This is a genomic window from Streptomyces sp. SCA2-17, assembly GCF_044336695.1.
The window spans coordinates 1,687,800-1,709,213 of sequence record NZ_CP117521.1; the positions used below are offsets into that span (position 1 = coordinate 1,687,800).

Annotated in this window: 24 protein-coding genes; 15 read left to right on the plus strand and 9 right to left on the minus strand. The window is 72.9% G+C overall.

The genetic code is table 11. The annotated features are described in order from the left end of the window. Positions 1–107 precede the first annotated feature (107 nt). The gene (locus PS271_RS07545) at positions 108–1,526 is read left to right on the plus strand and encodes a sensor histidine kinase (RefSeq protein WP_398381214.1); all 1,419 of its coding nucleotides are present in this window, start codon (positions 108–110) and stop codon (positions 1,524–1,526) included. After that, complete coding sequence (locus tag PS271_RS07550; protein WP_367136916.1) at positions 1,523–2,203, plus strand: response regulator; 681 nt, start codon at positions 1,523–1,525, stop codon at positions 2,201–2,203. Before PS271_RS07545 ends, PS271_RS07550 begins: the two co-directional genes overlap by 4 nt. 47 nt (positions 2,204–2,250) lie before the next feature. Here PS271_RS07550 and PS271_RS07555 read toward each other — a convergent pair whose 3' ends face one another. Further along, positions 2,251–3,276, minus strand: coding sequence for an aldo/keto reductase (locus PS271_RS07555; protein WP_398381215.1), 1,026 nt, complete (start codon positions 3,274–3,276; stop codon positions 2,251–2,253). Between the two features lie 7 nt (positions 3,277–3,283). Next, positions 3,284–3,766, minus strand: a complete 483-nt coding sequence (locus PS271_RS07560; RefSeq protein ID WP_398381216.1) for a MerR family transcriptional regulator — start codon at positions 3,764–3,766, stop codon at positions 3,284–3,286. Positions 3,767–3,916: 150 nt separating this feature from the next. Between PS271_RS07560 and PS271_RS07565 the strand changes: the two genes are divergently transcribed. Next, a complete protein-coding gene (locus PS271_RS07565) occupies positions 3,917–4,729 on the plus strand; it encodes a serine hydrolase domain-containing protein (RefSeq protein ID WP_398381217.1) in 813 nt (270 codons plus the stop codon). Positions 4,730–4,804: 75 nt separating this feature from the next. Here the strand turns inward: PS271_RS07565 and PS271_RS07570 are convergent, their stop codons facing one another. Beyond that, positions 4,805–5,494: a pirin family protein gene (locus PS271_RS07570; protein WP_398381218.1), complete on the minus strand. Its 690-nt coding sequence runs from the start codon at positions 5,492–5,494 to the stop codon at positions 4,805–4,807. A 57-nt stretch (positions 5,495–5,551) separates the two neighbouring features. Between PS271_RS07570 and PS271_RS07575 the strand changes: the two genes are divergently transcribed. From PS271_RS07575 to PS271_RS07600, 6 genes are all read left to right on the plus strand, one after another. After that, positions 5,552–6,736 (plus strand): PucR family transcriptional regulator, encoded by a 1,185-nt coding sequence (locus tag PS271_RS07575; RefSeq protein ID WP_120754458.1) that lies wholly within the window; start codon positions 5,552–5,554, stop codon positions 6,734–6,736. Positions 6,737–6,825: 89 nt separating this feature from the next. Further along, the gene (locus tag PS271_RS07580) at positions 6,826–7,779 is read left to right on the plus strand and encodes an ACP S-malonyltransferase (protein WP_398381219.1); all 954 of its coding nucleotides are present in this window, start codon (positions 6,826–6,828) and stop codon (positions 7,777–7,779) included. Positions 7,780–7,792: 13 nt separating this feature from the next. Further along, entirely contained in the window at positions 7,793–8,839 is a 1,047-nt protein-coding gene (locus PS271_RS07585; RefSeq protein ID WP_398381220.1) for a ketoacyl-ACP synthase III, read from the plus strand. Between the two features lie 104 nt (positions 8,840–8,943). Then, positions 8,944–9,192 carry an acyl carrier protein gene (locus tag PS271_RS07590; protein WP_168093812.1) on the plus strand — a complete coding sequence of 83 codons (249 nt, stop codon included), beginning with the start codon at positions 8,944–8,946 and terminating at the stop codon, positions 9,190–9,192. 70 nt (positions 9,193–9,262) lie between these two features. Beyond that, positions 9,263–10,528, plus strand: a complete 1,266-nt coding sequence (gene fabF, locus PS271_RS07595; RefSeq protein WP_398381221.1) for a beta-ketoacyl-ACP synthase II — start codon at positions 9,263–9,265, stop codon at positions 10,526–10,528. 338 nt (positions 10,529–10,866) lie between these two features. Continuing rightward, positions 10,867–11,058, plus strand: coding sequence for a hypothetical protein (locus PS271_RS07600; RefSeq protein WP_398381222.1), 192 nt, complete (start codon positions 10,867–10,869; stop codon positions 11,056–11,058). A gap of 31 nt (positions 11,059–11,089) precedes the next feature. Here PS271_RS07600 and PS271_RS07605 read toward each other — a convergent pair whose 3' ends face one another. Beyond that, positions 11,090–11,944, minus strand: a complete 855-nt coding sequence (locus PS271_RS07605; RefSeq protein WP_398381223.1) for an NAD(P)H-binding protein — start codon at positions 11,942–11,944, stop codon at positions 11,090–11,092. Between the two features lie 88 nt (positions 11,945–12,032). Between PS271_RS07605 and PS271_RS07610 the strand changes: the two genes are divergently transcribed. Then, entirely contained in the window at positions 12,033–12,455 is a 423-nt protein-coding gene (locus PS271_RS07610; RefSeq protein ID WP_398381224.1) for a winged helix-turn-helix transcriptional regulator, read from the plus strand. A 34-nt stretch (positions 12,456–12,489) separates the two neighbouring features. Here the strand turns inward: PS271_RS07610 and PS271_RS07615 are convergent, their stop codons facing one another. Then, entirely contained in the window at positions 12,490–13,386 is an 897-nt protein-coding gene (locus PS271_RS07615) for an NAD(P)-dependent oxidoreductase (RefSeq protein ID WP_398381225.1), read from the minus strand. A gap of 64 nt (positions 13,387–13,450) precedes the next feature. Next, positions 13,451–13,945, minus strand: coding sequence for a DUF3145 domain-containing protein (locus PS271_RS07620; RefSeq protein ID WP_058044575.1), 495 nt, complete (start codon positions 13,943–13,945; stop codon positions 13,451–13,453). 321 nt (positions 13,946–14,266) lie between these two features. On the opposite strand from PS271_RS07620, the gene PS271_RS07625 reads away from it, so the two are divergent. Next, entirely contained in the window at positions 14,267–15,160 is an 894-nt protein-coding gene (locus PS271_RS07625) for an SGNH/GDSL hydrolase family protein (protein WP_398381226.1), read from the plus strand. Positions 15,161–15,498: 338 nt separating this feature from the next. After that, a complete protein-coding gene (locus tag PS271_RS07630; protein WP_398381227.1) occupies positions 15,499–16,014 on the plus strand; it encodes an isochorismatase family protein in 516 nt (171 codons plus the stop codon). An 86-nt stretch (positions 16,015–16,100) separates the two neighbouring features. Here the strand turns inward: PS271_RS07630 and PS271_RS07635 are convergent, their stop codons facing one another. Next, positions 16,101–16,541, minus strand: a complete 441-nt coding sequence (locus tag PS271_RS07635) for a MarR family winged helix-turn-helix transcriptional regulator (protein WP_398381228.1) — start codon at positions 16,539–16,541, stop codon at positions 16,101–16,103. Positions 16,542–16,629: 88 nt separating this feature from the next. Between PS271_RS07635 and PS271_RS07640 the strand changes: the two genes are divergently transcribed. Together PS271_RS07640 and PS271_RS07645 are read left to right on the plus strand one after the other, a co-directional pair. Next, positions 16,630–17,643 (plus strand): NADP-dependent oxidoreductase, encoded by a 1,014-nt coding sequence (locus tag PS271_RS07640; RefSeq protein WP_398381229.1) that lies wholly within the window; start codon positions 16,630–16,632, stop codon positions 17,641–17,643. An 84-nt stretch (positions 17,644–17,727) separates the two neighbouring features. Further along, on the plus strand, positions 17,728–18,519 hold the full coding sequence (locus PS271_RS07645; RefSeq protein ID WP_398381230.1) for an EI24 domain-containing protein: 792 nt from the start codon (positions 17,728–17,730) through the stop codon (positions 18,517–18,519). Here the strand turns inward: PS271_RS07645 and PS271_RS07650 are convergent. Both PS271_RS07650 and PS271_RS07655 read right to left on the minus strand, forming a co-directional pair. After that, complete coding sequence (locus tag PS271_RS07650; RefSeq protein WP_398381231.1) at positions 18,512–19,240, minus strand: carbon-nitrogen hydrolase family protein; 729 nt, start codon at positions 19,238–19,240, stop codon at positions 18,512–18,514. The genes PS271_RS07645 and PS271_RS07650 overlap by 8 nt on opposite strands. A 7-nt stretch (positions 19,241–19,247) precedes the next feature. Continuing rightward, a complete protein-coding gene (locus tag PS271_RS07655) occupies positions 19,248–20,534 on the minus strand; it encodes a PA0049 C-terminal domain-containing protein (RefSeq protein WP_398381232.1) in 1,287 nt (428 codons plus the stop codon). A 90-nt stretch (positions 20,535–20,624) separates the two neighbouring features. On the opposite strand from PS271_RS07655, the gene PS271_RS07660 reads away from it, so the two are divergent. Beyond that, positions 20,625–21,383 carry an MgtC/SapB family protein gene (locus tag PS271_RS07660; RefSeq protein WP_398381233.1) on the plus strand — a complete coding sequence of 253 codons (759 nt, stop codon included), beginning with the start codon at positions 20,625–20,627 and terminating at the stop codon, positions 21,381–21,383. Positions 21,384–21,414 lie beyond the last annotated feature (31 nt).

Sequence of the window (21,414 nt, forward strand, 5' to 3'; positions counted from 1 at the left end):
CGCCCCCCGCTGTCGGCCCCTGCTACCGGTGATACCCCGGTATGACCCGCAAGCCCCCACCCTGGTGTGACGCCCGTACGCGGGCCGCGGCCTAGGGTGAAGGAGTCATGTCCCAGTCCCCCTCCGCTCCCCTCGCCCGGGCCCGCGCGCTCCTGATCAACGTGTGCACGCCCGCCGGACCGCCCGTACCGCTGTGCGGCCGGTCGCGCCGCCGCTGGGTGCGCAGGCTGCCCTACGTGGTCGCCGCGCTGTTCACCGCCCTGCTGCTGCCCCTGACCGCCAACCTGCTGACGAACGAGTACGGCCTCGACTTCGGCCTCGGGCTGCCCCTCGCCGTCGCCCAGACCGCGCCGCTGCTCCTCGCCGTCCGCAGGCCCCTGCTCGCGTGGGCGATCGCCTTCGCGGCGAGCACCCTCACGGCGGTGGCCATCCTGTCCGAGCCCATGAACCACGAGTGGGCCTGGCCGTGGTCGCCCCCGGGCCTCATCGGCATGCTGCTGCTCCTGCTCACCGTCGGCATGCGGGAGCGCCGCCCGACCCTGATCGCCGTCTGGCTGGCCACGGGCATCACGGGCGCGGTCCTGCGGGGCTTCGCGCCCGAGCGCAGCTCCACCAACGTGTGGGTGACGCTGTTCGTGGTCGGCGGCATGCTGATGCTGCTCGCCGGGGCGCTGCGCGAGCGCGGGGACGCGCGGCGCGCGCTCGCCGAGCAGGAGACGATCAGCGAGGCGGAGCGGGCCCGGCGCACCCTGCTGGAGGAGCGCACGCGCATCGCCCGCGAGCTGCACGACGTCGTCGCCCACCACATGTCGGTGATCACCGTGCAGGCGGACAGCGCCCCGTACCGGCTCACGGACCTGCCGGAGGAGGCGCGCGAGGAGTTCGCCTCGATCGCCGCGGCGGCGCGGGAGTCGCTGGCCGAGATGCGGCGGCTGCTGGGGGTGCTGCGCAGCGAGGACGCCTCCGGCGCGGGCGGCGGCACCGAGCGGGCGCCGCAGCCGGGCGTGACCCGGATCCCGCAGCTGGTCGAGGCGATCGTGCGCTCCGGGCTGCCGGTGGAGCTGGCCATGCCGGCGGACCCGCTGCCGGACGCGCTGCCGCAGACCGTGGACCTCTCCGCGTACCGCATCGTGCAGGAGGCCCTGGCCAATGTCGTCCGGCACGCGCCGGGCGCGGCCACCCGCGTGTCGGTGTCCGCCGACGACGCCGGAACGAGCCTCATGGTGCTGGTCGTCAATGCCGCGGCGGCGGACCCGGACGCGCGGCCGGTGGAGACCGGCGGCACGGGGCACGGTCTGGTCGGCATGCGGGAGCGGGTCCGCCTGGTCGGCGGCACGCTCGACACGGGTCCGCTGCCCGGCGGCGGCTTCCGGGTCGCGGCGCGGCTCCCGTTCACGGCAGGACCGGAAACCGGGCCGGAAGCAGGACCGGCAGCGGGGCCGGCAGCGGGACCGGCAGCAGGACAAGGGCCGCAAGCAGGACCAGGATCAGGATCAGGACCGGAAGAGGACCCCGTCTCCCCATGACCATCAAGGTGATCATCGTCGACGACCAGGCCATGGTGCGGGCGGGCTTCGCCGCGCTGCTGGCCGCCCAGCCCGACATCGACGTCGTCGGCGACGCGCCGGACGGGAAGCAGGGCGTGGACGTCAGCCGCCGCACCCACCCGGACGTCGTGCTGATGGACGTCCGCATGCCGGAGATGGACGGGCTGGAGGCGGCGCGCCGGATCCTGAGCCCGCCGCCCGGCGTGACGCACCGTCCGAAAGTGCTGATGCTGACGACCTTCGACGTCGACGACTACGTCTACGAGGCGCTGCGCGCGGGCGCGTCCGGCTTCCTGCTGAAGGACGCGCCGCCCGCGGACCTGATCTCGGCCGTGCGGGTGGTGGCCGCCGGGGAGGCCCTGCTGGCCCCGTCCGTGACGCGCCGTCTGATCGCGGACTTCGCCCAGCAGCGCCCGGCGCCGCGCAAGGGCGGCGCCGCGCTGCGGCTGAACGGGCTCACCCCGCGCGAGACCGAGGTCCTGGAGCTCATCGCCCGCGGGCTGTCCAACCAGGAGATCGCGGCCGCGCTGGTGCTGGCCGAGCAGACCGTCAAGACGCACATCGGCCGGGTCCTGGCCAAGCTGGACCTGCGCGACCGCGCCCAAGCGGTCATCTTCGCCTACGAGTCGGGGCTGGTGGCTCCCGGCGGGAAGTGACGGCGCGCCACCCGCGCCGTCACCCCTCACTCGTTACTCGTTACTCGTTACTCGCGAGCCGCCGACGTGAGGGACATGTCGGGGTAGCGAGCGCCCGCGACCTTGTCCGCGATCGGCTCCAGGGCGGCGAGCTCGTCAGCCGTCAGGGTGATGCGGGTGGCGGCCGTGTTCTCCTCCAGGCGGGAGCGGCGGCGCGTGCCCGGGATCGGAACGACCGTCAGGCCGTGCACCTGCGCCCGCTGCTGCACCCAGGCCAGGGCCACCTGGCCCGGGCTGATGCCGCGCTCCTGCGCGATCTGCCGGACCGGCTCCAGCAGCGCCGCGTTCGCCGCCGCGTTGTCGCCCGTGAAGCGGGGCTGGGTGCGGCGCCAGTCGTCGCTCGACAGCTCGCTGTCCGCGTGGACGAACGAGCCGGTCAGGAAGCCGCGGCCGAGCGGCGAGTAGGGCACGAGGGCGACGCCCAGCTCCCGCGCCGCCGGCACGACCTGCGCCTCGATGTCGCGGCTGAACAGCGACCACTCCGACTGCAGGGCGGCGATCGGGTGCACGGCCTGCGCGGCGCGCAGCTCGCCGCCGGTGACCTCGCTGAGGCCCAGGTGCTTGACCTTGCCCTCGGCCACGAGCTCGGCCATGGCGCCGACCGTCTCCTCGATGGGGACGTTCACGTCGCGCCGGTGCATGTAGTAGAGGTCGATCTCGTCGACGCCGAGCCGCCGCAGGCTGCCCTCGACGGCCTGGCGGATGTACGGGCGGTCGTTGCGGACCGTCCGGCCCTGCGGGCTCTCCGGGTCGGCCGCGATCGCGAACTTGGTGGCCAGGACCACCTGGTCGCGGTGGGCTCTGATGAAGGGCGCGATGAACTTCTCGTTCTCGCCGTCACCGTAGATGTCGGCCGTGTCGTAGAGGGTGACGCCCAGTTCGAGCGCCCGCTCCAGCGTCGCCCGGGCCTCGCCCTCGTCGGTCGTCGGCCCGTAGGCGAAGCTCATGCCCATGCAGCCGAGCCCCTGCACGCCCACCTCGGGCCCGCCGGTGCCGAGCGCCGCGGTCGCGATCTTTTCGTTGCTGTCGGTCATCGGTGCGTCAGACCCCTTCTGCGGCCTCGGCCCGTCGCCGGGCGTCGGAGTAGATGTCGATCTTGTAGTCCAGCACTTCCAGGGTGCTCCGCAGCTCCGCGATGCGCCTGCGGACATCCTCGCGGTGCGCGCTCAGCAGCTCTTCCCGCTCCGCCATCGTGTGCGCGCCCTCGCGGACGAGGCGCGCGTAGCGGACCATGTCCGCCACCGGCATGCCGGTCAGCCGGAGCCGTCCCACCAGGTCCAGCCAGTCCAGGTCGCGGTCGGTGTAGCGGCGCTGGCCGGTGTGCGAGCGGTCCACGTGCGGCATCAGCCCGATCCGCTCGTACCAGCGCAGCGTGTGGACCGACAGCCCCGTGCAGCCCGCCACTTCGCTGATCGTGTAGCGGTCGCGCCCCACCGGGCGTCCGTGCCGCTGTTGTTCGAGTACGGCGCACACACTGGCCGGCGGTGTCGTGGTCCCTACGGGCGCACTGTCCAAGACGGTCATGGAGCCTTCCCCCTGTTCGCGGGCGTTCGCAGTCGTTGCCCTTGCGATGACCACAACGCTAGAGAGCTGGAGCGCACTCCAGGCAAGCGAAGACTTGGGGGAATCTTGGCCGGGCCGGGCGGGCGGCGGCCCCGGGATAGGCTCGGATCCATGGAGAGCCTGCGGATGATCGAGAACTGGCCGGTGGACACCGCTGCGGCGGCGGTCGTACGGGCCGACGGCACGACGGTGGGCGCCCACGGGCCGGCCGGGCATCGTTTCCCGCTGGCCTCCGTCACCAAACCGCTCGCCGCCTACGCCGCGCTCGTCGCCGTCGAGGAGGGCGCGGTCGAGCTGGACGAGCCGGCCGGGCCCGCGGGTTCGACGGTCCGCCACCTCCTCGCCCACACCTCCGGGCTGGCCTTCGACGAGCACCGGGCGATGGCCGAGCCGGGCACGCGGCGGCTCTACTCCAACGCCGGCTTCGAGGTCCTCGGCGACCACATCGCCAAGGCCACGGACATCCCCTTCGCGGACTACCTGCGGGAAGCGGTCCTGGAGCCGCTCGGCATGACGGCCACGGACCTGCCGGGCTCGCCCGCCAAGGACGGCGTCTCGACCGTCTCCGACCTGGCGCGGTTCGCCGCGGAGCTCCAGGCGCCGCGGCTGCTGTCGCCGGAGACCGTGGCCGAGGCGACGTCGGTGGCCTTCCCCGGCCTCACCGGGATCCTGCCGGGCTACGGGCACCAGCGCCCCAACGACTGGGGCCTCGGCTTCGAGATCCGCGACGGCAAGTCCCCGCACTGGACGGGCTCATCGTCCTCGCCCCGCACCTACGGCCACTTCGGTCAGTCGGGGACGTTCCTGTGGGTCGATCCGGCGGCGGGCGCGGCCTGCGTCGCGCTGACGGACCGGGCGTTCGGCCCGTGGGCGATCGAGGTGTGGCCGGCGTTGACGGACGCGGTGCTGGCGGAGCTGGGTTAATACGCAGCCCGGTTAATAGGTTCCGGGTAATCGGGCGGGTGGGCGGGCGAATCCCGGGGCGAATCCCCGGGGAGCTCACCCGAAGCGCGGCTCAGCGTGCATCTCCCAGGCCAGCACCTCCGCGCCGGAGCCGGCAGCCTCGACCTCCACCTCGGACGCGTCGAGGAGCCGGGCCGCGTCCCCCGCGTCCAGCAGGAGCTCCCCGTCCAGCCGGACGGAACCCCGGACGACGTGCACGTACACCCACGGCGCCCCCGGCAGGGCCCCCCGCTCACCGGCCCCCAGCCGCCGCACGTGCAGCACCGCCTCCGCCCCCGGCAACGCGTACGGCGCCGCATCAGCGACATCGCGCCTCACCTCGTACGACGGCTCGTCCCCGTACTCCGACGGCGTCAGCCACATCTGCACGAAGCGCAGCGGCACCGCGCCCTCGTTGCGCTCGGAGTGCCGGACCCCGGCGCCCGCGCTGAGCCGCTGCACGTCACCGGGCCGGACGACCTCGACGTGCCCCGCGGAGTCCTCGTGGGTGAGCTCGCCCTCGACCACCCAGGTGACGAGCTCGACGTCGCGGTGCGGGTGCTCCGCGAATCCCGCGCCGGGCGCGAGCCGCTCCTCGTTGCAGGCCGCCAGCGGCCCGAAGCGCACGTTGTCGGGGTCGTAGAAGCCGGAGAAGGAGAAGGCGTGCCAGGTCTCGATCCCGGCGTCCGGGTCCCCGCCGCGGAAGCGTTCACCGGCTCGCTGGACGGACCGCTGTACGTGCGTCATCGGGCTACGGTAGCCCGGCGACCCCGCACCGGACCCGAATAAGGCAGGCTTGTCCCCGTGCCTGAACCCGCCGCTAACACCCCGCATCCGCACAGCGCCACCCTCCGCCGCCTGGAGAAGTCCTCCGGCACCCTGGCCGCCGCCGCCATCGCCCGGATGGACGCCCAGCTGCCGTGGTACCGGGCGATGCCCCCGGAGAACCGCTCGTGGATCGGCCTGGTCGCCCAGGCCGGCATCGCGGCCTTCACGGAGTGGTTCCGGCATCCGGAGACACCGCAGGCCATCAGCACGGACGTGTTCGGGACGGCCCCGCGCGAGCTGACGCGGGCGATCACCCTGCGCCAGACGGTGGAGATGGTCCGCACGACCATCGAGGTCATGGAGTCGGCGATCGACGAGGTGGCGGCGCCGGGCGACGAGGGCGTGCTGCGGGAGGCCCTGCTGGTCTACGCCCGCGAGATCGCGTTCGCGACCGCGCAGGTCTACGCGCAGGCCGCCGAGGCGCGCGGCGCGTGGGACGCCCGGCTGGAGTCGCTGGTGGTCAACGCGGTGCTGTCGGGCGAGGCGGACGAGGGGGCCCTGTCGCGGGCCGCGGCCCTGGGCTGGAGCGCCCCGGCGAACGTCAGCGTGGTGCTGGGCACCGCCCCGAACGGGGACAGCGAGCTGACGGTGGAGGCGATCCGGCGGGCGGCGCGGCACGCGAAGGTGCAGGTGCTCACGGGTGTCCTCGGCGACCGGCTGGTGGTGATCGCGGGCGGCTCCGACCAGCCGCTGCAGACGGCCAAGGCGCTGATCGGGCCGTTCGCGGCGGGCCCCGTGGTGGCCGGCCCGGTGGTGCCGGACCTGCTGTCGGCGACGCGCTCGGCGCAGGCGGCCGCGGCCGGCCTGAAAGCGTGCGCGGCGTGGCCGGACGCCCCCCGTCCGGTCCTTGCGGATGATCTTCTGCCGGAGCGGGCGATGGCGGGTGACACTACGGCCCGTGATCAGCTGGTGGAGGAGATCTACAGACCGCTCCAGGAAGCGGGCTCCGCCCTGCTGGAGACGTTGAGTGTCTACCTGGAGCAGGCGAGTAGCTTGGAAGGGGCGGCACGGATGCTGTTCGTGCATCCCAACACCGTGAGATACCGCCTCCGACGTGTGACGGACGTCACCGGGTGGTCACCCTCCGATGTCCGGTCGGCGTTCACGCTGCGAATCGCGCTCATCCTGGGGCGTCTGGCCGACACGGAGACGGCCCTTTAGCCTTTTGTCGAACGTCAACAATTCCCCTGACGGTTCTTGGTCCCCATCCCCACGGGTGGCCGGAGCCGTCCACGAGAGAGAGTGTGAGGGTGCTCGTACTCGTCGCTCCCGGCCAGGGCGCTCAGACCCCCGGCTTCCTGACCCCCTGGCTCGACCTCCCCGGTGTCGAAGACCGGCTCCGTGAGTGGTCGGCCGCCATCGGCTTGGACCTCGTCCACTACGGCACGAACGCCGACGCGGACGAGATCCGCGACACCGCCGTCGCCCAGCCCCTGCTCGTGGCGTCGGCCCTGGTCTCCGCCCGGCAGCTGTTCCCCACGGCCGAGGACTTCACCCGCCTGGTGGGCGCGGCCGCGGGCCACAGCGTGGGCGAGCTCGCCGCCGCCGCGCTGACCGGTGCGCTGCCGGAGCAGTCGGCGATGGAGCTGGTCCGCAAGCGCGGCCTGGCCATGGCCGAGGCCGCGGCGATCACCGAGACCGGCATGGCCGCCCTCCTCGGCGGCGACCCCGAGGTCGTCGTGCCGCACCTGGAGAAGCTCGGCCTGACCCCCGCGAACGTCAACGGCGCGGGCCAGATCGTGGCCGCCGGAACCGCCGATCAGCTCGCGGCGCTCGCCGAGGACAAGCCCGAGGGCACCCGCAAGGTCGTGGCGCTGAAGGTCGCGGGAGCGTTCCACACGCACCACATGGCGCCCGCCGTGTCGGCCCTGGAGGCCGCCGTGCAGGAGCTGTCCCCCGCCGACCCGCACACCCGCTACGTCTCGAACAAGGACGGCGGCGTCGTGGCCTCCGGCGCGGAGGTCGTGCAGCGGCTGGTCGGCCAGGTGGCCAACCCGGTCCGCTGGGACCTGTGCATGGAGACGTTCAAGGAGCTCGGCGTGACGGCCCTGCTCGAAGTGGCCCCCGGCGGTACGCTCACCGGCCTGGCCAAGCGTGCGCTGCCCGGCGTGAAGACCTTGGCCCTGAAGTCGCCGGCCGACCTCGACGCAGCCCGTGAGCTGATCGCCGAGTACGCCGCACCCGCCGGGTCCCCGGCCGAATAAGGAGCCTCAGAGCATGACCGCGAAGATCAAGCCGAGCAAGGGTGCCCCGTACGCGCGCATCCTCGGCGTGGGCGGCTACCGCCCCACCCGGGTGGTGCCGAACGAGGAGATCCTTAAGCACATCGATTCCTCGGACGAGTGGATCCGCTCCCGCTCCGGCATCGCGACCCGCCACTGGGCCGGCCCGGAGGAGACGGTCTCCGCGATGTCGGTCGAGGCGTCCGGCAAGGCCATCGCCGCCGCGGGCATCACCCCCGAGCAGATCGGGGCCGTGATCGTCTCGACGGTCTCGCACTTCCACCAGACCCCGGCGATCGCCACCGAGATCGCGCACAAGATCGGCGCGGGCAAGCCGGCCGCGTTCGACATCTCGGCGGGCTGCGCGGGCTTCGGCTACGGCCTGACGCTCGCCAAGAGCATGGTCGTCGAGGGCTCGGCGGAGCACGTCCTGGTGATCGGCGTCGAGCGGCTGTCGGACCTCACCGACCTGGAGGACCGCGCGACGGCCTTCCTGTTCGGCGACGGTGCGGGCGCCGTGGTCGTCGGCCCCTCCGCCGAGCCGGCCATCGGCCCGACGGTGTGGGGCTCCGAGGGCGACAAGTCGCACACCATCAAGCAGACCCGGGGCTGGGACGCCTACCGCACCACCCCGGTCCCCGGCGGAAACGGTCCGGAGGCCCGCACGCCCCTGGACGAGATCCGCTACCCGGCCATCACGCAGGAGGGCCAGGCGGTGTTCCGCTGGGCCGTCTTCGAGATGGCCAAGGTCGCCCAGCAGGCGCTGGACGACGCCGGGGTCAGCGTGGAGGACCTGGACGTCTTCATCCCGCACCAGGCCAACATGCGGATCATCGACTCGATGGTCAAGACCCTCAAACTGCCGGAGAGCGTCACGGTCGCCCGTGACGTGGAGACCACGGGCAACACGTCCGCGGCCTCCATTCCCCTGGCCATGGAGCGGCTCCTGGCCACCGGCGCCGCGAAGAGCGGGGACACCGCGCTCGTCATCGGTTTCGGGGCGGGTCTCGTCTACGCCGCCACGGTCGTTACCCTCCCCTAGGCGAGATCGTCGCGGGCCGGCCTCACCGCCGGGCCGCGCAGACCTCACCGCACCAGCAGTTCCTTACCACGCAGGTTCCACCGCACAGATAGAAGGAGCGCCACATGGCCGCCACCCAGGAAGAGATCCTCAAGGGCCTCGCCGAGATCGTCAACGAGATCGCCGGCATCCCGGTCGAGGACGTCCAGCTCGACAAGTCCTTCACCGACGACCTGGACGTCGACTCGCTGTCCATGGTCGAGGTCGTCGTGGCTGCCGAGGAGCGCTTCGACGTCAAGATCCCCGACGAGGACGTCAAGAACCTCAAGACCGTCGGTGACGCCGCGGACTACATCCTGAAGCACCAGGACTGACCCGAGCGCTCGTCGCCACCCCGGCGGTGGCGGTTTCACCAGCACCTCTACACGTGGAGACAGAATTCCTGTGAGCTCGACCAATCGCACCGTGGTCGTCACCGGTATCGGCGCAACCACACCGCTGGGTGGCGACAGCGCGACGACCTGGGAGGCTCTGCTCGCCGGCCGGTCCGGCGTCAAGCCCCTCGAGGGTGAGCGCTTCGCCGACCTTCCGGTCCGGATCGCCGCCGTTGCCGCGGTGGACCCCGAAGACGTCCTGCCCCGCCCGCTCGCCCGCAAGCTGGACCGCTCGGCGCAGTTCGCGCTGATCGCGGCCCGTGAGGCCTGGGCCGACGCGGGCTACACCGCCAAGGCCGGCGAGGACTCCTCCATCGCCCCCGAGCGCCTCGGCACCGTCATCGCCTCCGGCATCGGCGGCGTGACCACCCTGCTCGACCAGTACGACGTGCTCAAGGAGAAGGGCGTCCGCCGCGTCTCCCCGCACACCGTGCCCATGCTGATGCCGAACAGCCCCTCGGCCAACGTCGGCCTGGAGGTGAACGCCCAGGCGGGCGTGCACACCCCGGTCAGCGCGTGCGCCTCCGGCGCCGAGGCCATCGGCTACGCCGTCGAGATGATCCGCACCGGCCGTGCCGACGTGGTCGTCGCCGGCGGCACCGAGGCGGCGATCCACCCGCTGCCCATCACCGCCTTCGCCAACATGATGGCGATGTCCAAGAACAACGAGCAGCCCGAGAAGGCCTCCCGCCCGTACGACAAGGCCCGCGACGGCTTCGTCCTCGGCGAGGGCGCCGGCGTCGTGATCCTGGAGTCGGCCGAGCACGCCGCCCGGCGCGGCGCGCGGGTCTACTGCGAGGTCCTGGGCCAGGGCCTGTCCGCGGACAGCCACCACATCGCCCAGCCCGAGCCGACCGGCCGCGGCATCGCCGCCGCGCTGCAGAGCCTGCTCGACAACACCGATCTCAAGCCGTCCGAGGTCGTGCACCTCAACGCGCACGCCACGTCCACCCCGCAGGGTGACGCGGCCGAGATCAAGGCGCTGCGCAAGGTCCTCGGCGACGACCTCGACCACGTCGCGGTCTCCGCGACCAAGTCGATGACCGGCCACCTCCTGGGCGGCGCGGGCGGCATCGAGACGGTCATGACCGTCCTCGCCCTGCACACCCGCACGGCCCCGCCGACCATCAACGTCGACGACCCGGACGAGGACATCGACGCGGACATCGTCCGCGACGAGCCGCGCGCCCTGCCCGCCGAGGGCACGATCGCCGCGATCAACAACTCCTTCGGCTTCGGCGGCCACAACGTGGTCCTGGCCCTGCGCTCGGTCTGACCGCGCTGTTCTTACGGCATACGGCCCGCCCCGGAATCTCTTCCGGGGCGGGCCTCGCTGTTCCTCAGCCGGCGAGCGGAAGCCGGGCCCAGACGCGGGTGCCCTCGGTGGTGGGGCCGCTCCTGCTGATGCCCCGGTCGCCGCCGCATTCGTGAACGACTGCGGCGAGGAGCAGCAACGCTGGCGGGCCACTCGGTCGTCTACGCCGAGGCCGAGGTCCCCGATGCGGCTGAAGAAGTACCGTACCCAGCTGGAGCAGTTGGAGGCGGTGACGCTCGCACCCGGGCCGTCACGTGACTTCATCCGCGATATCGTCCACCAGCTCCAGGGAACGCCGTATGCCGATGATCGCTTGGGAAGAGTCCTTCTGCGGTGAAGGAGCGAATTGCTTCCGCGTGGGCACCGACGCGGCCTGGAACGCCTACATAGCCGTATCCGGGTCCGAGGAGCACTACATCACCGACACCCACGACGCCCTCCGCGCCCTGATCCGCGACATCAAGGCGGGCAAGGCCGACCACTTGCTCTGACGTGGCGGCGCGGGCCGGAACAGGCCGACGGTCAGCCCGCGGGCGCGAAGGCCCCGTCCGAGAGGACACCGCTCGCTTCCGGCCTGGCGGCGGACGCGGCCGCAACGGCCGTGGCCAGTGGGGAGCGGGCCGCGCGGCCGAGGAGATCGGTGAGATCGGGCGCGGTGCCGTCCAGGAAGCCGTGCCGGATGCCCGTGGCGATCGAGGCGAGCATCGGCGGCTGGAACGGCAGCAGCCCCGGCGCCTCCTCAAGGAGCCGGCGCCGGTACTCGCCCAGGCTGATGGCACGGTGCGCGACGCCGAGTTCGCCGGCCACTTGCCCGGCCGTGATCGGCGTGCCGACGAGGTCGTAGACGCGCCCGCGATGGGGCGCGGGATCCGACGCCACCACCGCCACGGCCTCGGCCAGATCCTCGCGCGGGACCGCGGCCACGGCACCGTCCCCGAACGCGGACTCCACACCGTCGCCGGCCCACATCAGCAGACCGCCGAAGAGTTCGGCATACAGGCCGTTGCGCAGGATCGTCCACGGCAATCCGCTCGCCCGCACCAGGCGCTCGGTCGCACGGTGAGCCAGGGCGAAGCCGAGGTGATCGCCGGCAGTGGTCAGGCTCGTGTAGACGACGTGGCCGACGCCGTCACGGACGGCGGCGTCCAGGACCGCCGCGTGCCGGGCGACGACCTGGTCGTCCTCGCCGTAGCCGGCGGAGACGAGCACCAGAGTCGACACGCCGGCGAGGTCGAGGCTCGCGTGGTCGTCGAAGTCGAGGCGCCGCATCCCTTCGCCCGGCGTGCGGCTGCCGCCCAGCGCATCGGCGCCACGGGCGCGCAGCGCCGCAAGACTGGCCGAGCCGAGATTCCCGTTCGCTCCGGTCACCAAAATCATGATCAATCGCAGTCTTCCGCAGTGGTTCTCATCAGTAACTACGCTTGATCCTCGACCGCACGCCCACCGGCCACAAGAAGGCAGTTTGATGTCACTCACGCACACCGGGGTAACCACTACCCCGGCAGAACTCGACCCGTGCGGACGCGAAGACCACCCGGACTGCGGCATCCGCGACGTCCTGGACCGCATCGGCGACAAGTGGTCGGTGCTCGTGATCGTCGAACTCGCCGGCGGCCCACGCCGCTTCCGTGAGCTCCAGCGCGCCATCGACGGCATCTCCCAGCGCATGCTCACCCTCACCGTGCGCAGGCTCGAACGTGACGGCCTCGTGCTCCGCACCGTGTACCCGACCGTGCCGGCCCAGGTCGACTACCGCCTCACCGAGAACGGGGCCGGCCTGACCCACCTGGTCAAGGCGCTCGCCGACTGGTCCCTCGCGCATCGTGCCGATATCGCGGAGGCGCGGCAGGCGTACGACCAGGCCCATCCCGACCACGACATCCGCTGACACCACCGCACCGGCCCGCTCCCTCGCCTCGCCCTCAGGAAGCGTCGAAGGACGCGTAGTACGACGCCGCCATGTCCTCCTCTCCGTGGCCCTGCTCGGTTGCCCGGCGGAAGCGTTCCGCGCCTGCCGCCGCCACGTCCATCCGTACGCCCGCCTGCTGTCCCGCCGCGACGATCAGGCGGGCGTCCTTCTCGGCCGTGGCGGTCGTGAAGGACGGGGTGAGGTCGCCGCTGAGGATCAGGGCGGCCTTGGCGCGCAGGTAGCCCATGTCCAGGGGGCCGCCGGCGACGGCGTCCAGGAAGCCGGCCGGGTCGACGCCGAGGCCCTCGGCCAGCGCCAGCGCTTCGGCCGTGCCATGAGTGACGGCCAGGACCCAGCTGTTGATGACGAGCTTGAGGCGGGTGGCCGTGCCGCTCGCGGCGTCGTCGCCGAGCAGCACCGTCCGGCTGCCGATGGCGGCGAAGACGGGCTCCAGGGCCTTCCGCGCCTCCTCCGGCCCGGCGGCCAGCACGGTCAGCTTGCCCTCCTCCGCGGGCTGCTTGGTGCCGAGGACGGGCGCGTCGACGAGGACGAGGCCGTGCTCGCCGGCGAAGGCCGTGAGGCTGTCGAAGCCCTCCAGGCCGACGGTGCCCGACTGGGCCCAGACCGTGCCGGGCCGCAGCCCGGGCGCGGCGGCGCGCATCGCGTCGAGGGCGGCCGGCCCGTCGCGGAGCATGGTCAGGACGACGTCGGCGCCGCGGACGGCGTCGGCGGGCGTGTCCGCGACGCGCACGCCGTCGGCGGCGAGGGGCTCGGCCTTCTTCCGGCTGCGGTTCCAGGCGGTGACGGAGAGGCCCGCGCGGGCGAGGTTGCGGGCCATGGCGGCGCCCATGATGCCGGTGCCGAGGACGGTGACAGTGAGGGTGACGGACGGCGTGCGCGTTTCGGTCATGCCCCGACGCTAGGGGCTGGAGCACGCTCCAGGGCAAGCGCGCACGCCCGGGCAAGCGCGCCGCTCAGACCACCTGGTGCAACCAGCGCACCGGCGCGCCCTCTCCCGCGTACCGGAACGGCTCCAGCTCGTCGTCCCACGGCTTGCCCAGGAGCTTGGCTACCTCCGCCTCCAGCTCCGTCTCGCCGCGGGCGGCGCGGGCGAGGGCGGCGCGCAGCCGGTCCTCGGGGACGAGGATGTCGCCGTGGATGCCGGTGACGGCGTGGAAGATGCCGAGGTCGGGGGTGGAGCTGTAGCGCTCGCCCTCCGCCGTGGCGCACGGCTCGGCGGTCACTTCGAAGCGCAGGAGGTGCCAGCCGCGCAGTGCGGAGGCGAGCTTGGAGGCGGTGCCGACCTGTCCCTGCCAGGAGAATTCGGCGCGCCAGGTGCCGGGCGAGGCGGGCTGCCGGATCCAGTCGAGGGTGACCCGCACGCCGAGCACGCCCGCGACTGCCCATTCGACGTGCGGGCACAGCGCGCGCGGCGCGGAGTGCACGTACAGAACTCCACGTGTCGTCACCGGGACCTCCAGTGCGGTTCGAGGTTCGCCTTCCCCAGCGGCCTCGCACCCGTACCGGTCCCGCCCGGGACAGCATGAGACATTCTGCCCCAATGGCCACTCCCGCACCAGCTCGCGAGGTTACCAACAGTAAACACCATCGGGAGCATTTCTCCTGAAAGGGACAGGATGTGACGTGTCGTATTTCCGTTGTGCCGGAAGTGCAAAGCCGCCCCGGGGCACGGCACGACCGCCCCGGGGAAAAGCTACCGTGCGAACGGACCCCCGCGGTGACGTACCGTCGGACCCGAACAGATATCACCCGGCCGGAGGGGAAAAGCGATGCACCGCAGCACGGGACGGAAGGCGCGCGGGGCCGCCAGGGCCGCCGTCGCGGCGGCCACCGCCTTCTCGGCCGCCCTCCTGGTCACGGGGTGTGACTCCGGCAAGGAGGACGCCTCCGCCGGAAAGCCGAGCGCCCGGCCGGCGGCCGCTCCCGCGTGGAATACCCACCCCGCGTCGATCGCCTCGCTGGGTGACTCCATTACGCGCGGATTCGACGCCTGCTCGATCCTCAAGGACTGCCCGGAGGTCTCCTGGGCCACCGGCACCAAGGTCGACAGCCTGGCCCGGCGACTGCTGGCCGCACCGGCGGCCAGCAGCTGGAATTACGCGCGGACCGGCGCACGGATGGCCGACCTCCCGGGCCAGATGCAGTCCGCCGTCGCGCAGAAACCGCAGCTGGTGACGGTGCTCCTGGGCGCCAATGACGCCTGCCGCGACCATGTGGCCGACATGACCCCGGTGAGCGCGTTCCGCACGGACTTCGAGTCCTCGGTGAAGAGCCTGCGCACGGCGCTCCCGAAGTCCCAGCTCTACGTGGCCGGCGTGCCCGACCTCCAGCGCCTGTGGTCGCAGGGGCGCACGAACAGCTACGCCAAGACCGTCTGGAACCTGGGCATCTGCCCCTCGATGCTCAAGGACTCCCAGTCCGCCGAGCCCGCGGCGGAGCAGCGGCGCGCCCAGGTCGTGAAGCGGGTCGGCGAGTACAACGCGGTCCTGAAGGACGTGTGCCGCCGGGACGCGCTGTGCCGCTTCGACGGGTCGGTGTCCGCGTACGCGTTCACGGGCGAGGCGCTGAGCAAGTGGGACTGGTTCCATCCCAGCACGCAGGGCCAGGGCGAGCTCGCGGCGCTGGCCTACCGGACCGTCACGGCCGAGAAGCACCCTTCTTAAAGAAGGCATTGGTGGGGCGGGGCCTGTCAGGTGGCCCCGCCCCGGTCAGACACGGGCCGTGCGGGCTGCGCGCGGCGCGAACGTACGTACCCTCGCTCCGGACATCCGGCACCGCACACACGCGCCCGGAGGCGTCCGTGCCTGCCGACCAGCACGGTATCCGATGAACACACCTTACTCATAAGCAAGTTCACCCCCGCGGGAGTCAACTTCCGTACGGCGGGGGTGACGACGGGGCGCGGGCTGCCACGTGAACGTCGGACAAGCTTTACCTATCGTCATCCCGGAGGGGACCCGGAGGCCGCCCGCGGCCCGTGGCCGACCGGTACGGTCTGGCCATGACGGAAATCGACCCGCGGACCACCGCCCTCGTCCTCATTGACCTGATGGAGCGCATGGTCGCGCTCCCCCTCGCCCCACGCAGCGGGGACGAAGTGGTCCGTACGGCGGAGGAGTTGGCGCGGGCGTTCCGGAAGTCGGGCGGCACGGTGGTCGTGGTCCGCACGGAGCGGCCCGGGCCGGCGGAGCAGCCGCCCGGGAGCGGGCTGCTCACCGGGGTCGCCGAGGAGGGCGACGCCGAGGTGGTGAAGCGGTCGCCGGGCGCGTTCCACGGCACGGAGCTGGACGCGCTGCTGCGGGAGCGGGGGGTGCGGACGCTCGTCCTCGGCGGGATCTCCACCAACCTGGGCGTGGAGTCGACGGCCCGGGCGGCCGCCGACCACGGCTACGGGCTGGTCTTCGTGGAGGACGCGATGAGCGCGCTGACGGCGGAGGAGCACCGGGGTTCGGTGACGCTGAACATGCCGCGCCTGGGCACGGTGGTGCGGGCGGGGGACTTGCGGTTCCCCGCGTGAGGGGCCTGACGGCCCCGGGTTCCGGGGCAGGGTGCAGTCAGTCGGCTGCGGGTCACAGGTGGCTGGTCGCGCCGTTCCCCGCGCCCCTAACGGGGCGCGGCCGCTCCGGGCCCCAGCATCCTGCGCAGCAGATCCCGTAGGACCCCCCGCTCCTCGGACGAGAGGCCGGCCAGGGGCTCGCGGGCGAAGTCCAGGGACTCGCTCAGGCGGTCCGCGGTCTCCAGGCCGGCGGAGGTGGCCGCCGCGAGCTTGACGCGGCGGTCGTCCGGGTCGGGGCCGCGCTCGACGAGGCCGCGGGCCTCCAGGCGGTCGACGATGCCGGTGACGTTGGACGGCTCGCACTTCAGGAGCTGGGCGATCCGGCGCATCGGCATGGGCTCGCGCGCGAGCAGGGCGAGGACCTTGGCCTGGGCGCCGGTGAGCGCGTGCTTGGCCGCCGCCGCCTCGTACTCCTCGTGGTAGCGGGCCACGACGGCCGCGATGAGGTCGACCACCTCACGGGTCAGGGCATCGGTTCGGGGGACCATGACACCCAGGCTACCGCGTTGCTTGACAACATGAAATATCGAGGCGCATGGTTGTTTCACTAGCTGAAGCATCAGGAGGCCGTGTCTCATGTCCGCAATGCCCACCACCAGCCGTGAATGGCACCTCGTCGCCCGCCCGCACGGCTGGCCGAAGCCCGAGGACTTCGCGCTGCGCGAGGTCGCCGTGCCCGAGCCCGGCGAGGGACAGATCCTGGTGCGCACGATCCACATGTCCGTGGACCCGTACATGCGCGGCCGGATGAACGACGTCCGCTCCTACGTCCCGCCGTTCGAGCTGGACCAGCCGATGCAGGGCGGTGCGGTCGGCGAGGTCGTCGCCTCGCGCAGCGACGCCTTCAAGCCCGGCGACCACGTGCTGCACGGCCTGGGCTGGCGCGAGTACGCGGTGGTCGGCGCGGAGAACGCGGTGAAGGTCGACCCGGAGCTCGCGCCCCTGTCGACCTACCTCGGCGTGCTCGGCATGCCGGGCCTGACCGCCTACGCCGGCCTGCTGGAGGTCGCCTCCTTCAAGGAGGGCGACGCCGTCTTCGTCTCCGGCGCCGCGGGCGCGGTCGGCCTCCAGGTCGGCCAGATCGCCAAGCTCAAGGGCGCCTCGCGCGTCATCGGCAGCGCGGGCACGGACGAGAAGGTCAAGGCCCTCGTCGAGGAGTACGGCTTCGACGCCGCGTTCAACTACAAGAACGGCCCGGTCGCCGAGCAGCTGAAGGAGGCCGCGCCCGACGGCATCGACGTCTACTTCGACAACGTCGGCGGTGACCACCTGGAGGCCGCGATCGGCGCGCTGAAGGTGCACGGCCGCGCCACGCTCTGCGGTGCGATCTCCGGGTACAACGACACCGAGCCGCAGCCGGGCCCGCGCAACATGGTCGCGATCATCGGCAAGCGCCTGCGCCTCCAGGGCGTGCTCGTCCGCGACCACGCGGCGATGCAGCCGCAGTTCGTGCAGGAGGTCGGCGGCTGGGTGCGCTCCGGCGAGCTCAAGTACCGCGAGACGGTCGTGAACGGCGTGGAGCACGCGGTGGACGCGTTCCTGGGCATGCTGCGCGGCGAGAACACGGGCAAGATGATCGTCACGTTCTGATCCGGACCGCCTCCGCGGCGGGCCGTGACCCCGGGCACCCTCGCCCGTGATCATGCCGCGGAGGCGCCGGATACCCTTCCCGCCATGCGAGATCTCATGGCGGGAATGACGTACCTGGGCAAGGGCCAGCGCTGGGTGGCCCGCAACCGGCGGCAGTGGGGGTTCGGGCTGCTGCCCGGGCTGATCACGCTCGTCGGCTACGCGGCCGCGGTCGTCTGCCTGGCCCTGTACGGCGACGACGCCGTCGCCTGGGCCACGCCCTTCGCCGACGACTGGGCCTCCCCGTGGGCCGGCCTCTTCCGGGGCGCGCTGACCGTGCTCCTCTTCGGCGGCGGCCTGCTGCTCGCCATGATCTCCTTCACGGCCGTGACCCTGCTGGTCGGCCAGCCCTTCTACGAGGAGCTGTCCGCGCGGGTCGACCGCTCGGTGGGCGGCGAGGCGCCCGAGTCCGGGCTGCCGCTGTGGCGGGAGCTGTGGATCTCCACCCGCGAGAGCCTCGCGGTGCTCGTGCGCGCCGCCGCCTGGGGCGTGCTGTTCTTCGCCCTCGGCTTCGTGCCGTTCGTCGGGCAGACCGTGGTCCCCGCGATCGCCCTCTGCTTCTCGGCCTTCTTCCTCGCCGAGGAGCTCACCGCGGTGGCCCTCCAGCGCCGCGGCGTGCCGCTGCGCGAGCGGCTGCGGCTGCTGCGCTCCCGCAAGCTGCTCACGCTGGGCTTCGGCGTGCCGCTGGCGCTCCTCTTCCTCGTGCCGGTCGTGGCGGTGTTCGTGATGCCGGGCGCGGTGGCGGGCGCGACGCTGCTCGTACGGGACCTCATGGGTGAGGACCCGGTGGAGGCCGGGCCCGAGCCCGAGGCGGCGGACGAGGGCGCCCTCAGCTGAGGGACAGCTCCGCCGTCACCAGCCCCTCCCCCTCGGCCGGGCCCTCCGCGAGGACGCTGCCGTCCGGCGCCCAGACCGCGCTGAGGCCGCAGGCGTCGTAGGGGCCCGAGGGGCCGTAGTGGTTGGCCAGCAGCACGTGGAGACCGTTGTCCCGCGCGAGCGCCGGGAAGATCTCCATCCGCTCCCGGGCGCCGCCGCCCCGCCCGTACAGCGAGCTGGCGACCAGCACGCGGCACCCGTCGGCGGCGGCACGGGCCGCGCACTCCGGGAAGTGGGCGTCGTAGCAGATGACGTGGCCGAAGCCGACGCCGTCCAGCGTGAAGCGGCCCTCGCCCGTCCCCGGCACGAAGCCCGCGGCGCGCTCGGTCTCCGTCACGTGCACCTTGTCGTAGCGGGTGAGCGGCGCGCCGTCCGGGCCGTAGACGAAGCTGCTGATCGCGGGGCCGCCGGCGGCCCGCCCGGGGCCGTTGACCACGGCGGCGACGCCCGCGGCCCGGCACGCCTCCCGTACGGGGGCGAGCCGCGGGTCGTCGGCGTCCAGGAGCAGGCGGCCCCCGGCGGCGGCGATCGCGTCCAGTTCGTAGCCGGTGACGGCGAGCTCGGCGAAGACCACGAGGGCCGCGCCGCGCTCTCCCGCCTCGGTGACGAAGGCGGCCATCCGGGCCGCGTTCGCCTCGATGTCGCCCGGCCGGGCGGTGAACTGCGCTGCTGCAATGATCATCCGTCCATCATGGCGTCCGGGCGTTCGCGAGGGCCACGACTGTGAGCGACCGCACCTGGGCGACGATCGCGAGCCGGTTCCGTACGAACTCGGGGTCGGTGACCGTGCCGGTCGCGGGATCGGCGTTCCCTCGGCCGAACTCCAGCACCGGGGTGTGCAGGTGCCCGCCGGGGACGGGCAGGCGCACGGCGTCGCGCAGCAGGGTGGCACGGTAGGCGATCTCGTTGGAGAGGTAGTCGCCCCCGCCGCCGGCGCGGGCGGTCGAGCCGGGGGTCGGCCCGTCCGGCCGGTCGACCGGCTCAGTGGCGCCCGCGGGGATCTCGGTGACCTCGGTGTTGTCGTGCACGGGGAACGGCCCCGTCGTGGCGGTGGTCATGGCGGCGTACGGGAGGCTGGTCGACGTCCACTGCGGCTGGGGGCGGACGGTCGGCACGCCGGGCGGTACGGGCACGGTCTCCGTGCGGGAGACGTCCGCGTTGTCCGGGTAGCCGCCGCGCCAGGCCCCGTTGGTGCGCTCGACGTCGAAACGTCCGGGGCGGCCCTGGCTGATGGTGGTGAAGAGGTCCACGCGGCGGGGGCCCGGCCGGAAGTGCGGCAGCAGCGTGCGCTCCACCGTGCCGTCGGCGAAGTCCGCCCAGCGGACGGGGAAGACGGCGGCCTCGATGCGCGCCGGGCCGGCCGGGGTGTCGACCGTCGTGCCGTCCAGGGCGAGGGCGGCGGCGCCGGAGGGGTTGGAGCGGCGGGGGTCCGCGTCGAGCTGGAAGGGGTCGAAGCCGGTGATGACGACGCGCTTGACCTGCGTGCCCGCCGGGAGGTCGAGGGAGTCCTGGCCGCGCGAGGAGCGCTCGACGCGGCCGGCGAGCTCGGCGCGCTGCGCCCCGGACAGCCGGAAGGCGGGCTTCCATTCCTGTACGGCGCGGGTCATGCCGAGCCGTGCCCAGTACAGCGGGCGGTCGTCGTCGCGGCTGAGGTCACCGGCGCGCTCCGGGCCGGGCCCGCGGCCCTGCGCCCGGTCCACGGCGCGCCGCCACAGCCGCCGGCCCTCGTCGGTCGCGAGGCGCTGCGCCTGCGGGAACGTGCGGGTGCGGCCCAGGGCGGCGGCGAAGTCCGGAGCGGCGTCGGCGAAGCCGCCGCGGCGCAGGATCTCCTGCGGCACGGGGCCGGAGAGGCGCTGCTCCTCGGTGGTGAGGGCGGGCGGGGGCGCGGGGGCGCCGGCAGCGGCAGCGGTCGCGGGGACGGCGGCGGCCAGGAGGGCGGCTGCGAGGGCTATGCCACCGAGTCTTGTGGGATGCATGAGGCGGAAGGTACCGACCGCGCCCGGCCCGGCGATAGACGGCCTGTCAACTCCCTTTTAAGACAGGTGAGTTCAAGCCACAATGGCGCAATGGACATAGCGCATCTCTTAGCGGTCCCGCTCTTCGACCCCGCCATCGGCCAAGGTGCCCGTCAGTTCACCGAACTGGGCATCGCCCTGCTGCTCTCCTCGCTCATCGGCCTGGAGCGCGAGGTGCAGCAGAAGAGCGCCGGGCTGCGCACCCACACGCTCGTCGGGGTGGGCAGCGCGCTGTTCATGGAGGTCTCGATCCACGGCTTCGGCGCGGTGTCCGCTCTGGCCGGGGCCCGGCAGGACCCCTCGCGGGTGGCCGCCCAGATCGTCTCCGGCATCGGCTTCATCGGCGGCGGCCTGATCTTCGTGCGCCGCGACGCCGTGCGCGGCCTGACCACGGCGGCCACGATATGGCTGACCTGCGCCCTGGGCATGGCCTGCGGCGGCGGCCTGCCGCTGCTCGGCGCCGCCGCGACGCTGGTGCACTTCCTGGTGGTCCGGGGCTTCCCCGTCATCACCCGGCGCATGGCGCTCGTGCCCGGCGACCGGGTCGAGCTGCACCTGTCGTACCGCACCCGCAAGGGGCTGCTGCCGCGGGTGCTGGAGCTGTGCACGAAGCGCGGCTTCCGGGTCACGGACGTCCACATCGAGCCGGAGCAGGCGGCGGACGCGCGGGAGAAGGGCAAGGCCAAGGAGGCCGGGGTGGTGCTGAGCCTGGAGGGGAAGGGCCCGGCCTACCCGATCGTGGAAGAGCTGACGCTGTGGGACGGGATCACCGTGGTGGGGCTGCGGGCGCACCAGGACAGCGGGGACTGACGGGGGCCGGGCGGCACGCCCTCCGGCGGGC

What these genes read in the sequence shown, in the direction of transcription:
- PS271_RS07640 (WP_398381229.1), top strand. Translation starts at nt 16,630, where the DNA reads ATGTCCGCAATGCCCACCACCAGCCGTGAATGGCACCTCGTCGCCCGC.
- PS271_RS07560 (WP_398381216.1), bottom strand. Translation starts at nt 3,766, where the DNA reads ATGACCGTCTTGGACAGTGCGCCCGTAGGGACCACGACACCGCCGGCC.
- PS271_RS07655 (WP_398381232.1), bottom strand. Translation starts at nt 20,534, where the DNA reads ATGCATCCCACAAGACTCGGTGGCATAGCCCTCGCAGCCGCCCTCCTG.
- PS271_RS07550 (WP_367136916.1), top strand. Translation starts at nt 1,523, where the DNA reads ATGACCATCAAGGTGATCATCGTCGACGACCAGGCCATGGTGCGGGCG.
- PS271_RS07635 (WP_398381228.1), bottom strand. Translation starts at nt 16,541, where the DNA reads ATGGTCCCCCGAACCGATGCCCTGACCCGTGAGGTGGTCGACCTCATC.
- PS271_RS07585 (WP_398381220.1), top strand. Translation starts at nt 7,793, where the DNA reads ATGACCGCGAAGATCAAGCCGAGCAAGGGTGCCCCGTACGCGCGCATC.
- PS271_RS07660 (WP_398381233.1), top strand. Translation starts at nt 20,625, where the DNA reads ATGGACATAGCGCATCTCTTAGCGGTCCCGCTCTTCGACCCCGCCATC.
- PS271_RS07565 (WP_398381217.1), top strand. Translation starts at nt 3,917, where the DNA reads ATGGAGAGCCTGCGGATGATCGAGAACTGGCCGGTGGACACCGCTGCG.
- PS271_RS07645 (WP_398381230.1), top strand. Translation starts at nt 17,728, where the DNA reads ATGCGAGATCTCATGGCGGGAATGACGTACCTGGGCAAGGGCCAGCGC.
- PS271_RS07570 (WP_398381218.1), bottom strand. Translation starts at nt 5,494, where the DNA reads ATGACGCACGTACAGCGGTCCGTCCAGCGAGCCGGTGAACGCTTCCGC.
- PS271_RS07625 (WP_398381226.1), top strand. Translation starts at nt 14,267, where the DNA reads ATGCACCGCAGCACGGGACGGAAGGCGCGCGGGGCCGCCAGGGCCGCC.
- PS271_RS07545 (WP_398381214.1), top strand. Translation starts at nt 108, where the DNA reads ATGTCCCAGTCCCCCTCCGCTCCCCTCGCCCGGGCCCGCGCGCTCCTG.
- PS271_RS07650 (WP_398381231.1), bottom strand. Translation starts at nt 19,240, where the DNA reads ATGATCATTGCAGCAGCGCAGTTCACCGCCCGGCCGGGCGACATCGAG.
- PS271_RS07555 (WP_398381215.1), bottom strand. Translation starts at nt 3,276, where the DNA reads ATGACCGACAGCAACGAAAAGATCGCGACCGCGGCGCTCGGCACCGGC.
- PS271_RS07630 (WP_398381227.1), top strand. Translation starts at nt 15,499, where the DNA reads ATGACGGAAATCGACCCGCGGACCACCGCCCTCGTCCTCATTGACCTG.
- PS271_RS07605 (WP_398381223.1), bottom strand. Translation starts at nt 11,944, where the DNA reads ATGATTTTGGTGACCGGAGCGAACGGGAATCTCGGCTCGGCCAGTCTT.
- PS271_RS07600 (WP_398381222.1), top strand. Translation starts at nt 10,867, where the DNA reads ATGCCGATGATCGCTTGGGAAGAGTCCTTCTGCGGTGAAGGAGCGAAT.
- PS271_RS07610 (WP_398381224.1), top strand. Translation starts at nt 12,033, where the DNA reads ATGTCACTCACGCACACCGGGGTAACCACTACCCCGGCAGAACTCGAC.
- PS271_RS07615 (WP_398381225.1), bottom strand. Translation starts at nt 13,386, where the DNA reads ATGACCGAAACGCGCACGCCGTCCGTCACCCTCACTGTCACCGTCCTC.
- PS271_RS07590 (WP_168093812.1), top strand. Translation starts at nt 8,944, where the DNA reads ATGGCCGCCACCCAGGAAGAGATCCTCAAGGGCCTCGCCGAGATCGTC.